Below are 13,494 nucleotides of genomic sequence, written 5' to 3'. Positions count from 1 at the left end.
TCAGCACTGAACCATCGTCCCAGACGTATTCTGAACTATCTTCGACCATGCGATTACTACCGACGCATGGCTTAACAACCTAGACCACTATCAAGGATTCGTTATCATCGTTGCACTTGACTTGAAAATTGAGGCCTTCGATTTACTATAATCTGAGCGATAATACTGTGTATCGAGCCCCTTTTGCTTTACTGAGGAATTATCATAGTGTTGATGAAAACCTCCCATTAGCATATTCGTTCCCATCTTGATGTATCCGTGAACTGGCGTCGAATTGACTACTACTCCCAGAACAACCAGTGCTACAAGAAAGATAGCCGATATTACGGTCTTAATCACTTTTTTGAGGGTGCTTTGAGGCTTCTTTATCTTCTGACGTTTCTGCTTCTTGAACATTTCATACCTCCACTTTTAATTAAACCGATAAACGCGCTGTAAAACTCGATAACAACCAACAGCGGTTAATCTGCCCCATCGTCCTGGCAAGTTGACACCCCTGCCAATGATGCTCCGTCTAACTCTTGTGTATAATTGCGGTTCTTGAGATCTCAGCGTCTGCCATAGGTCCTGTTTACGATGCATACTGGATGCGCTACCATCGTGAAGCAAAAGGAATGATGAAATACCGGTTATGACTTCAATATAGTGCGCCATGTAATTCCTTAATGCGCAAGTGACTGGCGGTAAATCTCGGTAGATTTTGATTAAAGCTCGATTGACGGTTAACTGCTGATCGATTCGCGCAAGCATCACCGTTTCATTGACTGATTGATCTTGCCGTCCGGTAACGTACTGGTATAAATCCAGGTTCCAGTACCTCAACGAGTGAACTGAGGGCAGCGGCTGAAAGACATAGAGTGAATCCTCATAAAAAAGATGATGAGGCAGACTCAGGTGACATCGACGAAGTAAGTCAGTCCGGTAGGTGACGGTGTGCATTGTCAAATACTTACCAACGGGCAATCGTACTTGGTTCCAGCCAAACGTTGTGCCCTGAGGCAGCCAGTGTCGAAATCCGACGGCTTTCGTGCGGCCGCCATCTCGCCCAACATATGTGTAGTTCGTTATTGCCATATCAACCACAGGGACTTGAGATAACCTACTCAGCCATTGCCTAAAGGCTTCCGGGGCCAACCAATCATCACTATCAACCACTTTAAAATATTTGCCGTTAGCAACATCCAACCCGGCATTAATTGCGGCACCATGACCACCGTTCGGTTGGTGGACTGCTCGAACGATGGTTGGATACCGGCTGACGTAATCATCAGCGATTTGGCCTGTCTCATCTGTCGATCCGTCATCTACAATAATAATCTGTACTTGTTCACCGCCGACAAGTAAAGAATCGACACACCGCTCTAAGTAGCGTGAAGAATTATAGCTGGGAACTACAATGCTCAGAAGTTTCACCCAATCACCCCTTTCTCATGACTTTGAACTTCAGCATCGGGTAGTTGATGATGACCTGCAGGACGATGTTAACGATATTCGCCACCGTGGCAGCAAAGCCTCCAACATACGGCTGCACAAACGCAATGACGTGCGGCGGCAACCAGATGGAGACGAGACCGGCCACGACCACTGTTCCGATGTACCACGGCAGCGCCTGCATGATGGAGTTGCTGGCCTTAAACACGATGTCGCGCTGGACGAAAAAGTTGACGATCTGCGCACAGACGTAAGCCACCAAGAAACTGATGAATCCGCCCATGCCGCCATTTGCCGTTGAGTAATTAAAAATGAACCAATGGAACGGGAGATCACTCCAAGCCCGAAACAGGATCCCGGTACCCAGCCACAACACAATGAAGTTGGTGATGGTGGCGGCATTGCTCATGATGTTGAACAGGATGAACTCGTAAAGGTCCGGGTGTCGTTTCTGGAATTTTTTGACTGAACTGATGACATTACTCACAATCTTGCTCACCTAACTTTCTCGCCAGTGCCTTGCTGCGTCGCCGATTGGCAAAATAGCCGCTGATCACTCGGTGCAGGCCGCGAAACGCGTGCCCGTTGACCGCCACAACCAGCCCGTCGACCATTCGCTGATCAATCGCGCCGTTGGTCATCTTTGCAATGCCGCGAAACGGCATGTTGTAGATGAATAACACGTTCAGACTTGACTCGCCCTTGGCTGCCAAACGGTCCAGCTTGCGCCTCAGGGTCCGCGCGACCAACCGCGCGATGACGTTCTTGGCATGGCTCATCTCACCAATCGTGCTATTGATGGTCAGCCCATCCGTGGCAGTCTTCACCGCGTTCTCATCTAGATTCAACAGCCGACTCACTTCTGCTTCGCTTGCCTCAGTGACTTGACCGCTCATGTAATGCGGCAAATCGGTTTGAGGATCAGGCACGGTCCCGCTCACCTTGAAGCCGCCTTGTAAAGGCAGCTTTCGTGAGCTGCCGCCCACAAAGCACTGGTACTCCCCCGCCGGCTGGCACCACTGTTCTTTGTGCGGATCCCACGCCCGGAAGGTGTAGGCATCAAAAGGAATGGTAACCAGCTGCTGCTCGCCCGGTGCTAGGGTCACTTTGGTAAAACCCTTCAGCTCGTGCACCGGGTGATACAAGTTCTGGTCAGGCGACTTCACATACAGCTGAGCGACTTCCGCACCGGTCTTGGCCCCGATATTTCTCAGTGTGAAATGTGCCCCTGCGTCATCGATGCTCATTGCCGAGTACTCAAATTGCGTATAGCTGAGGCCAAAGCCAAACGGGAACGCCACCGGTTTGCTTACGGTGTCGTAATAGCGATAGCCCACATACAGCGATTCGCGGTACAACGCATTCGCGTCTTGGCATGGAAAATCCTGACCAAACGGCACATCTTGATAGCTGATAGGCAACGTCTCCGCCAGCTTACCGCTAGGGTTCAGTTTCCCCAGGAGCACGTCGCACAGCGCGCTGGCCCCGGCCTCACCTGTCAATCCTTGATAGATTAGGCCGTCAACGTCCTTCGCCCATGCGGTTGTAACTGGTGCCCCGGCGGAAAGCACGGCGACCACCGACGTCTTGAGATTAGCTAGTGCTTCCAGCAGCGCGACCTGATTATCCGGCAGCGCCATTGAGTCGCGATCCTTGCCTTCGCTTTCCTGCGCCTCATTCAACCCGATGAACACCACCGCCACGTCACTCTCTGTCGCAAGGGCCTTTGCTTCTTGGATGAGATGCTCATCGGCCTTCCCGTTTCGGTCAAAACCTTTTTCATAGCCCACCACGTTCAACACTTTCGCGGCAGTATCCACAAAGTTTTCGACGTGAACGGCATTGACAGCACTAGAACCAGCGCCTTGATAGCGCGGCTTTTGCGCGAAATCACCGATAATGGCGACGCGTGTCTTAGCCCCCAGCGGTAGGATGGCCTGGTCATTTTTTAACAGGACCATCGAGGCCGCCGCAGCTTTGCGCGCCGTCTCGTGATGCGCGGCAAAATTTGGCTTCTCTGGGGTGCTCTTTTCTTTTGCAGCCATCGCCACCGCCAAGAATTCACCCACGCGCTGGTTCAGCACGCTCTCGTCAAGTTTGCCAGCCTTGACGGCATCGATAAGCTCTTGCGGGGCCACCATGCCACTGCCGGGCATTGCCATGTGGGATCCGGCTTTAACGCCTGCGACATGGTCGTTATCCCCGCCCCAGTCGGACACGACAAACCCATCAAAACCCCAGCTGTCCCTCAGCGTCTCCTGCAACAACGCCCGATTCTCATTCGCGTACGTGCCGTTGATCATGTTGTAAGAAGACATCAAGGCTTTCGGATGGCCTTCCTTGACGGCAATTTCAAATGCCGTCAAGTACAGTTCGTGCAGGGCACGCTGATCGACGACCGAGTTCGACGCCATCCGGCGCAGCTCCTGATTGTTGACAGCAAAATGCTTCGGTGTTGCCACCGTCCCAGTCGCCTGCACGCCACGAATGTACCCGGCCGCCATTCGGCCTGCCAGCAGGGGATCCTCGCTGTAATACTCAAAGTTGCGCCCACTCAGCGGATTTTTCTGGATATTCATCGCCGGGCCGAGAATGACCTGAACTTCATTGGCCTGACTCTCCTCACCCAAAGCCTGACCCACGGCCGTCGAAACGGCCGGGTCCCAGCTGTTGGCCAAGGTCGAGCCTGACGGAAAACAGGTGGCGGGGATACTACCGTTTAGGCCTAAATTGTCAGCAGCCCCCTCCTGCTTACGCAGTCCCGAGGGCCCATCTGACATCGCAAGCGAAGGGATTCCTAGTTTCCTGATCCCGAATGTGTCAAAAGTCGTTGCGCCTGACAGCAGGGCCGCTTTTTGCTCGAGCGTGAGCTGACTAACGATTTGTTTAATATTCATGCTTCCACCCCTTTGCTACAGTCACACCTTACCGATGGAAGCGGTTAAATCACAGCCTTTCTGCATAACCTGTCGTGGATTTTTCCTAACCTGTCACTGGTGCGATTGCAACGCGGCAAAAACTCGCTTAACTTAGACATGAGGGGGCGACGCTTTGAAAATTGCAATTATAGAGGATGATCTACACACAGCGGACGCCTTTAGCACACTGGTTAAACAGTATGGTAAGGCCCATGACTTGCCGATTCAGGTCACGCACTTCAGCGACGGCCTGGAGTTGGTTGAACACTACCAGCCGATATACGATGTACTTTATCTCGATATTCAAATGAAACACCTCGACGGGATGGCTGCCGCAAAAAAGATCCGAGCGATCGACAGCCAGGTCATCATCGTCTTTGTCACCAATTACGTGCAGTACGCGATCGATGGCTACGCAGTCGGCGCCACGGATTTTCTGCTCAAACCAGTCACCGCGTTTGCCTTCGCGGAACACTTCAAGAAGGTTCTGGCCAAGCTGGCCAAGCGCGATTCGCCAACGCTGACCATCCGCGTGAACGGCGAGTTGATCAAACTTGAAATCAACACGATCACCTACCTTGAAACCAACGGCCACTATCTGACCATTCACACCTTGCAAGGGGACTACACCCTGATTGAGTCGCTGCGTAGTTTTGAAGAGACCCTGCTTCCGCAACGCTTCTATCGGTGCAATAACTCCTACTTGGTGAACTTGGCCCAAGTCAGTGGAATTCAGGACAACCAGGCTGTGGTCAATGGCACCCCGCTGCAAATCAGCCGGCCACGAAAAAAAGCCTTCATGCAGGCTTTGACAGACTTTCTCGGAGATGAAATCGTATGATGACGACCAACTTACCAAACATTCCCCGAGTCTATACGGCCCTGGCTGAGTGGCTTGCGTGCGGACTGTTGCTGCTGCCAATTCAACACAAACCACTTTGGATCTTACGCTACTTGGCTTTCGGAGCGGGGCAAATCGCACTGCAGCTAACCGTTGGGACCTGGTCGGATACGTTCTGGATCCCGGGCATGATCTTGAATGTCTTGTGGATGTTCGCCACACTTTGGGGCTGCGGGCAGGCACCTCTGACCATTCTGGGCCTCGCCGTTGCCAAGGCGTTCGTCCTCGCCGAATTTGTCGCATCGCTGGCTTGGGAGTTGTACTGCTACCTGATCTTGGGCCGGGTCGCTCACGAGGCCGCCTGGGGCACTTTGTTCATGCTGCTCGTTTATGTGCTCCTATTTGCCGGCGATTACTGGATTGAACACCGCCATGCGACCCGCAATCAAGAGCCGGTGACCAGACGCGCTTTGGTCTCAGGCCTCCTGACCGCGACCATCGTGTTCGCCGTCTCCAATATTGGCTTCATCCTTGCCAATACGCGCTACACCATCGGCGACTCCGTAACCATCTTCATCTTCCGGACCTTCATCAATCTGTGCGGCCTGCTGATTTTCGCCATTCAAGACGACCAGCGACAAGAATCAGCCTTGCAAAGTGAGCTTGGTGCGATCAACCGGATGTTCCAGACTCAATATGATCAGTACACTGCTTACAAATCCAGCAGTGCCGTCATCAGGCGGCAGTTTCACGATTTGAAGCATCAAATGGCTGTGATTCTCAAAGAAGACAACGCTGACCTGCGCGCGCAGTACCTGGCGGACTTGAACACTGCGATTGATACTTATTCCGCAACGATCAGTACTGGCAACGGTGTGCTGGATACGATCCTTTCACAGAAAAATGCAACGTGCATTGCCAATCACATCGATATGACGTGTTTTGCCGATGGGAAGGCGCTGGACTTCATGCACGCAATGGATATCGCGAGTCTCTTCGGTAACGCCCTAGACAACGCCATTGAATCCGTTGGGCAACTGGCCAACCCAGACAAACGCCTGATTGAAGTCCGCGTGTCTCGCCGGATAAACCTACTCGTTATCACTTTCAAGAACGTGTTTGAAGGTGCTGCGGAATTCAAAGATGGCCTGCCAAAGACGACCAAGAAAGATACCGCCGTTCACGGCTACGGGCTGAAAAATATTGCCTACATCACCCACAAATACAATGGGCAGATGACAATCAGCACGCAAGACGGCTGGTTCTCGCTAAAAATTATTCTGCCTGTGCCATCTGATAATTAGCGTCGGGCCTCGAATGTTTCTTGTGAAACAATCGCCGCGGTTCACCCTAACTTTTGCTAAAGTCGGCCGCATTCTTCATCCCCGGCAGCGCGGGCTGGCTACAATGAACACAAGATCAAACGGAGGCGAGTTATGATAAAAAATGAACGCATTCATCGCTGGGCGCTGCGCGTGGGCATACTGCTCCTGCTTGTGGGTATCGGCTGCTTTATCGCAAAGGCCGTCACGCCGAGCTACCTCGACGCCGAGGGGATCCTGCACGAAGCCTTTTTCCTGCTGCCGCTTGGGTATGCTGGCCTGCTCGCCAGTGCCATCAGCTTCCTGGTGGCCGGGCTTGCTCGCGGCCGGCGCCAGCACGCCTAAACTTCTGAATACAGCAAACGACCCAGACACCGCGTTTTCGCGCAGGTCTGGGTCGTTTTTGATCACTGAAACTTAGCCGCTGACTTCCGCCGTGTGGGTGCGGTGCGCCCACTTGCGGTAGGCTAGGCGGATCATTTTGTCGCACTCAGTGACAGCCAGGGTGATGACGCCGGCGCCGACCGCCACGCCCCACTCCAGCCAGGACATACCCGCGGTGCGGAAGACGTCCTGCATGAACGGAATGTACGTGAACGACAGCTGCAGCACCATCATCGCCGCGATCACGGCGAACGCCATCGGGTTGGAGAAAAACTGCTTCGACAGCGCCAGCGCGTGGGTGCGGATGTTGAACAGGTAGAAAATCTTGCCCAGGATGATGATGTTGACCATCATCGTCGACGCCACCGCCGCGTTGACATAGCCGCCGTCCAGCAGCCAGTCGTGCGCGAGCAGCCCGACGCCCGAGATCATGATCGACACGTACGCCATTTGAAAAACGTCGTGCCAGTTCATCATTGAAGCGGTGTTGGAGCGCGGCGGGCGGGCCATGATGCCAGGCTCGGCCGGCTCCCAGATGAACGCGAACTGGATCGTGATGGCCGAAACCATGTTGATCCACAGCATCTGGCTGGCGTTCAGCGGCATGTTGTCCTGCGTGAGGATGGTGATCGCGATGATCAGCCCTTCGGCAAACGACGTCGGCAGCAGGAACAGGATACTCTTTTTGATGTTGTCGTAGATCCGACGGCCCTGCGCGATGGCTTTTTCCATCGTCGTGAACTTGTCGTCGGTCAGGATCATGTCAGCGGCGTCCTTGGCCACGTCGGTCCCGGACTCGCCCATCGCGACGCCAATGTCGGCCTTTTTCAGCGCCGGTGCGTCGTTGACCCCGTCGCCAACCATCGCGGTAACGTTGCCGGCTTCCTGGAGCGCGGTGACGATTGCCAGCTTGTCAGCCGGCGTGGTGCGGGCGAAGACATCCGTGGAGATCATCGCCTGCGTGCGGTCCTTGTCGTTCATCTCCGCCAGCTCGGTGCCGGTGACAACGGTGGGGCTGTCCGCCAGACCAAGCTTTTTGGCAATGGCCAGCGCGGTATCCGGATGGTCGCCGGTGATCATGCGAACCTTGACGCCCGCCATGCGCATCTGGCGAATCGACGCGATGACTTCCTCGCGTGGCGGATCGATGATGACGGCCAGGCCCAGGAAGGTCACGCCATGCTCACACAGGCCTTCGGTGATCTCATCGACGCTGTCGGGCAGGTCCTCGGCGGCGACGGCGATGACGCGCATCCCCTGCTTGGAATACGTGCGCGTCAACTCGAGGTAGTGCTCGATGTCAAACGACGGGTCGGCCGCCTCCGCCATCGGCAGCACCTTGTCGGGCGAGCCCTTGACGAACAGGCGGTGCTGACCGTTTGGCAGCTGCATCAGCTTGGCCATGTAGCGGTAGTCCGAGTCAAACGGCAGCATATCGAGTTCTTCGTAGTCCGGCTCGTCTTCAAACCCCTTGTGGTACGCGGTTAAAAAGGACCCGTCCGTCGGTTCGCCGTTGATCTCGTACTTGCCGTCAATCTCGGCCAGCGTCGTGTCATTGGCTTCAAAGCCGGCAATCAAAAGGTCGCGCAGGTCCGCGCGGTCCTTGGCGGCCACGGGCTTGCCGCGCAGGCTGAACTCACCGGTCGGGGCGTAACCCGTGCCGGACACCGTGTATTCGTGGTGCGGCGTGATGATGTTGGTGATCGTCATTTCGTTTTTCGTGAGCGTTCCGGTTTTATCCGTCGCGATCACGTCAACCGAGCCCAGCGTCTCGACGGCCGGGAGCGTTTTGACGATCGTGTTTTCCTTTTTAACCAGCTGCTGCATGCCCATCGCAAGCACGACAGACGTGGTCGCTGGCAGGCCTTCAGGCATCGAGCCGACGACCATGGTGACAACTGCCAGCGCAAGCGTGCCGACTGAGTAATGGCCAGACCACATGCCCAGCGCAAAAAGAATCACCGCAGCGGCCAAAATCGCGTAGGAGATGCCCTTGGCCAGGTTGTCGAGCTCGGTCATCATCGGCGTCTTGCCCTTGCGCACGTCAGCGACCGCCTGGGAAATTTTCCCCAGCTCGGTGTTTTTCCCGGTCGCGACGACCAGGCCCATGCCCGAGCCTGTCGCGACGGCGGTGGAGGCGAAGGCCATGTTGGTGCGCTCCGCCAGCGGCGTGTTGGCCGGCAGCGGGTCGACCGTTTTCTCGACCGAGTTGGACTCACCAGTCAGCGCCGCCTCCTGCATCGATAAGTTGTCGATGTCAAACAAGCGCAGGTCGGCCGGCACGTTGTCGCCCGCCTCGAGGAACACGACGTCGCCCACGACCAGGTCGGCCGCATCGACATCGACGCGGTCGCCGTCGCGGTACACCGTCGCCTCGTGCGACAGCATCTGCTTGATCCGCTCCAGGGCGTTTGAGGCGTTGTTCTCCTGCGAATACCCAATAATCGCGTTGATGATGATAACCAGACCGATAATAATCGTATCGGTCATGTGCCCCATCACAGTTGTCAGTACGGCGGCGCCAATCAAAATATAAATGATCAGGCTGTTGAACTGGCGAATGAAGATGACCCACTTCGGGGTGGTGTACGATTCCAGCGCGTTTGGTCCGTTTTCCGCCAAGCGCTTGGCGGCCTCTTGGCTGGTCAACCCAGCCTCCAAATCCGGCACCTTTAACTCCTGCTGCAACGCAGACACCTCAGAATGGGTCATCGACCTCTGACCATCGGGACTGTCCATGTATCATCATCCTTTTTCCTTATAAATTTGGCAAAATGCCATGTCATATTAATTGTATTTTATCCGAACGGTAAGGCGCACGCAACTGGGCTTGGGGCGGATTATTTTGTGAAATATTCAATTATACAGAGAGAACGCAACGCCGTTCATTTTTTGAAATTTGGTTCTGAGACCTACTAAGCGGAAGCCACACAATGAGTTTCTAACCTCAATAGTTTTGAGCAGTGAGAGATCCAGGTAACAATGACTGCTGCATTCGGCAATTCTCGTTTATTCCTCGAGGAGATAGAAAAAGACACCTAGACGGTCTTTGCCTAGATGTCCTCAACGATACTGGTTACTCTACCTAGCTATGATCTTAATATGCTACTTTTGCGCTGGACGAACCCGGTTTTTCAAGCTATCGTGCAGGATTTCTTTCACACTCTTCCGCTTGCGGTTTCTGATTACCTCAACGGCTTCGTGATTAAACTGCTCCTGTTTCTTTTGCTTGTCCTGTTGCTGCCGCTCGTACTCAGCTTCAGACATGACATGAACGCCAACAAGCTTCCTGAGAAAACTGATAACTTGATCCTGATTGTCTGTGAAGAAAAGGGAATAACCACCCGATTTTTTGGACCGGAAAGTCACCATTAATCGGCTCTGATCTTCTTGTTTATCAAAGGTAATCAAGTCGTAACGCTTGTAATCGCTCGCCATCAGCACGGAACCGTATGTAATAACCTTGTCTGGCCCTAGCCCCTGCTTGAGGAACGCGACGCTGCATAGAAGCACAGCAATCAGAATAATTTTGGCATCATAGACAATGTCGCTTCGCCAAAATAGAACAAGTAACACGGCACTAATCACCAGCGCAATGAGGTACTTCACCTTGGTGGTGTGCGCGGCAAAGACAATATGCTTCTGCTCGTTGAATTCCAGGATTAAGAGTGCTGCGAACAGCACTGCGATCACGATGACTTGATTCATTGTTTATCCCCTCTTGGCGAAAACTACCACTCCGCGATAGTCCCGTCGTAGTTCTTCCAGCTCGGGTTAGTCCAAACCAGACCCTGCTGAGCGATGTCCTTGATCTTGTCTTCGTCCATATCGATACCAAGACCCGGACCCTTCGGCAGATCGACGTAGCCATCCTTGTATTGGAAGATTTCCTTGTTCTTTACAAAGTCCAACAGGTCAAAGCCCTGGTTGTAGTGAATACCCAGGCTCTGCTCCTGGATGAAGACGTTAGGCGTGCAAGCGTCGACTTGCAGCGTTGCCGCCAGTGCCACCGGCCCGTATGGAGCATGTGGTGCAACAGCCATATCATAGGCTTCTGCCATTGCCGCAATCTTGCGTGTTTCAAGGATGCCACCGCACATCGCAACGTCTGGCTGAACAATGTCGACTGCACCTTGCTGGAAGAGTTCCTTAAACTGCCAGCGAGTATAGAGCCGCTCACCAGTGGCCAGTGGAACTGAGACCTCACGGGCAATATCATCGAAAGAATCCCAGTTTTCAGGCAGAACCACTTCCTCCAAGAACATTGGGTGGTATGGTTCGAGCGCTTTAGCTAAGACCTTGGCCATTGGCCGGTGAACACGACCGTGAAAATCGATACCAATTTCAAGCTTATCGCCTACGGTGTTGCGAATCGACTCGACCCGGTCAACCACGGCTTGGACCTTCTGATAAGAGTCGATGTAGTGCAACTCAGAGGTTGCATTCATCTTAATCGCTGAGAAGCCTTTGTCGACCCGGACTTGCGCCTGCTCGCCAACATCGGAGGGACGATCCCCGCCAATCCACGAGTACACACGAATGCGATCTCGGGCAGCGCCACCAAGTAGTTCATAGACTGGCACATTCAGGGCCTTGCCTTTGATGTCCCAAAGGGCCATCTCCAGGCCGGAAATAATAGTCCCGTTGATCGGGCCACCGCGGAAGAAGGAGCGGTGCAGTTCCTGCCAGAGGCGTTCAATTTCGAAAGGATTCCGACCAATGAGCCGATCACCCATTTCTTTGGCACCAGTCACCACCGTCTCAGTCTTGGTACCGGAGATCATTTCACCCCATCCCGAGATGCCTTCGTCAGTGTTGACCTTCACAAAAATCCAACGTGGCTTTACTTTATAAATATCAATTGAAGAAATCTTCAAAATACAAACCTCCCAAAAATTGAATCCAATTAGTTCTCAGCCGTCGTGTCAGCGGCTGCGTCATTCGTCGCAGCGTTAACCTTCTTGATCCCGTCGAAGTAGTACCAAACCAACGCGAAAACAATCAGAAGGACTGGAATCAGAATCAGCTGGTGCGTAGTGAACGCCATGTAAACCAGCCAGCTCTGGATCATTGAAGTTGCCGCAAAAGAAGAAATCAGCAGTGAGTTCGAGCCGACTTTGATCCCGACGGACTTGGCCAACTTGGTCAGTACCGGCGCAGTTGAAGAACCGCACCAGAGCAGCGAAGCCGTCACAACCAGGCCAATCACGATGTTCTTCAAGAGATTACCATTGGTCAGCGCAACGACCATCGCTACCCTAAATGGAACAACCGCCAAGTCAGCGAAAGGCAGTACCTGGTTACCTGGCAGCACCAGGGCCATCGCAATCGTCAGTGGGATGATGATCAGGGCAGTGGTGATAACGTCCTGGTTACCAACAACAACCGCAGCATCCAATCCAATGAAGAGCTTACGGCCCTTGAAGTGTTTCTGAGACCACTTCTGAGCGGCTTCAGAAATCGGCATCAGGCCTTCCATGAACAATGAGGTCATCTTTGGAATCAAGACCAGAACAGCGGACATCGATACCCCTAACTGCAACACTTGCGTCAGGTTGTAACCGGCAAGGATACCGATTACCATGCCGATAATCAAGCCCATGATCATTGAATCCCCGAAGAAACCAAGATACTTTTGCGCATCACGAATCGAGAACTTACTCTTCCGGAAGAACGGAATCTTATCCAACAGCCAGTTCAACGGCCATGCGATAACCAAAGAAGACAGTGCCGAAACCGTGGGCAGCGAAACCCCAGGAATCCCGAAGAAGTGTTCCACCATCGGCTGCGACCAGTCGGCCAGCTTGAAGGTAATCAGCGCCATCACAATCGATGCGCCGACGCCAAGCCAGACGTTCTTCGTCACGAAGTAAACCATAACCCCAACAATTGCGACGTGGTGGTAGTTCCAAATATCCACATCCAGAGTGTTGGTGTGCTTGAGAATCAACAGCACGATATTCACCAGCAAAATGACGAAGATCAAGATCGCGATAATTGGAGAAGCCCAGGTGACCGCGGCGATTGAGCCCCAGCCAACATCCAGGGCAGTCAGATGAACCCCGGTCCGATCAACCATCGCCTTAGCGGCTGGGCCAACGTTAGTGGTCATGAAGTCCAAGATTAACTTGATCCCGGCAAAACCAATTCCCAACGTTAAGCCTGACTTGAATGAACGAGTGATCTTTAACCCGAATACTAACCCTACAATTGTGATGATGACTGGAAGCATAACAGTGGCTCCGGCAGCAATCAGCCAATTAAAGGCGTCCATAATATAATTCATTAGTTTTCACCCCATTTTTCCATGAGCTATTTGCTTAACTGATCCCCAATTGCTTTCAGTGTGTCATCCGCACCAATCCCGGTCAGTAGGGACATGCCTTTGATGTATGGCACACCTTTCGTGTCGCCATCGTATTCGCCTGTCGTGACCAGCAAATCGTATCCTTCAACCTTACCAGGCACTTCAGTCAGCCGAGTCTGCGTGGTATCGGCTTGAATGCCTTTTTCCTGCAGATAATCCCGAATTTTGGACGCTACCACAGTGGAGGTAGCAATCCCGTTACCACAAGCTACTAATACTCGCTTCATAATA

Annotated in this window: 11 protein-coding genes; 3 read left to right on the top strand and 8 right to left on the bottom strand. The window is 53.3% G+C overall.

The annotated features are described in order from the left end of the window. Positions 1 to 411: 411 nt before the first annotated feature. The 3 genes from JUE30_RS03690 to JUE30_RS03680 all read right to left on the bottom strand — a co-directional run bounded on the left by JUE30_RS03690 (position 412) and on the right by JUE30_RS03680 (position 4,328). Positions 412 to 1,413 (bottom strand): glycosyltransferase family A protein, encoded by a 1,002-nt coding sequence (locus JUE30_RS03690; RefSeq protein WP_203623674.1) that lies wholly within the window; start codon positions 1,411 to 1,413, stop codon positions 412 to 414. Between the two features lie 4 nt (positions 1,414 to 1,417). Beyond that, the gene (locus JUE30_RS03685) at positions 1,418 to 1,840 is read right to left on the bottom strand and encodes a GtrA family protein (protein ID WP_203623678.1); all 423 of its coding nucleotides are present in this window, start codon (positions 1,838 to 1,840) and stop codon (positions 1,418 to 1,420) included. Positions 1,841 to 1,910: 70 nt separating this feature from the next. Continuing rightward, on the bottom strand, positions 1,911 to 4,328 hold the full coding sequence (locus JUE30_RS03680) for a glycoside hydrolase family 3 C-terminal domain-containing protein (protein WP_203623673.1): 2,418 nt from the start codon (positions 4,326 to 4,328) through the stop codon (positions 1,911 to 1,913). 154 nt (positions 4,329 to 4,482) lie between these two features. Here JUE30_RS03680 and JUE30_RS03675 point away from each other — a divergent pair, with 154 nt between their 5' ends. The 3 genes from JUE30_RS03675 to JUE30_RS03665 all read left to right on the top strand — a co-directional run bounded on the left by JUE30_RS03675 (position 4,483) and on the right by JUE30_RS03665 (position 6,857). After that, a complete protein-coding gene (locus JUE30_RS03675) occupies positions 4,483 to 5,190 on the top strand; it encodes a LytTR family DNA-binding domain-containing protein (protein ID WP_203623672.1) in 708 nt (235 codons plus the stop codon). Further along, a complete protein-coding gene (locus tag JUE30_RS03670) occupies positions 5,187 to 6,494 on the top strand; it encodes an ATP-binding protein (protein WP_203623671.1) in 1,308 nt (435 codons plus the stop codon). Before JUE30_RS03675 ends, JUE30_RS03670 begins: the two co-directional genes overlap by 4 nt. A gap of 132 nt (positions 6,495 to 6,626) precedes the next feature. After that, positions 6,627 to 6,857 (top strand): DUF3955 domain-containing protein, encoded by a 231-nt coding sequence (locus JUE30_RS03665; protein WP_203623670.1) that lies wholly within the window; start codon positions 6,627 to 6,629, stop codon positions 6,855 to 6,857. Positions 6,858 to 6,929: 72 nt separating this feature from the next. Here the strand turns inward: JUE30_RS03665 and JUE30_RS03660 are convergent, their stop codons facing one another. The 5 genes from JUE30_RS03660 to JUE30_RS03640 form a co-directional block, all read right to left on the bottom strand. Next, on the bottom strand, positions 6,930 to 9,635 hold the full coding sequence (locus JUE30_RS03660) for an HAD-IC family P-type ATPase (protein WP_203623669.1): 2,706 nt from the start codon (positions 9,633 to 9,635) through the stop codon (positions 6,930 to 6,932). Positions 9,636 to 10,001: 366 nt separating this feature from the next. Further along, positions 10,002 to 10,604: a hypothetical protein gene (locus JUE30_RS03655; RefSeq protein WP_203623668.1), complete on the bottom strand. Its 603-nt coding sequence runs from the start codon at positions 10,602 to 10,604 to the stop codon at positions 10,002 to 10,004. Positions 10,605 to 10,627: 23 nt separating this feature from the next. Further along, positions 10,628 to 11,773, bottom strand: a complete 1,146-nt coding sequence (dgoD, locus tag JUE30_RS03650) for a galactonate dehydratase (protein WP_203623667.1) — start codon at positions 11,771 to 11,773, stop codon at positions 10,628 to 10,630. 29 nt (positions 11,774 to 11,802) lie between these two features. Beyond that, positions 11,803 to 13,182 (bottom strand): PTS galactitol transporter subunit IIC, encoded by a 1,380-nt coding sequence (locus JUE30_RS03645; RefSeq protein ID WP_203623666.1) that lies wholly within the window; start codon positions 13,180 to 13,182, stop codon positions 11,803 to 11,805. 26 nt (positions 13,183 to 13,208) lie between these two features. Further along, positions 13,209 to 13,490: a PTS sugar transporter subunit IIB gene (locus tag JUE30_RS03640; protein WP_203623665.1), complete on the bottom strand. Its 282-nt coding sequence runs from the start codon at positions 13,488 to 13,490 to the stop codon at positions 13,209 to 13,211. Positions 13,491 to 13,494: the final 4 nt, after the last annotated feature.

It is taken from the genome of Lacticaseibacillus sp. 866-1, assembly GCF_016861825.1.
GTDB lineage: Bacteria > Bacillota > Bacilli > Lactobacillales > Lactobacillaceae > Lacticaseibacillus.
This window is presented reverse-complemented; position numbering and strand designations above follow the sequence as displayed.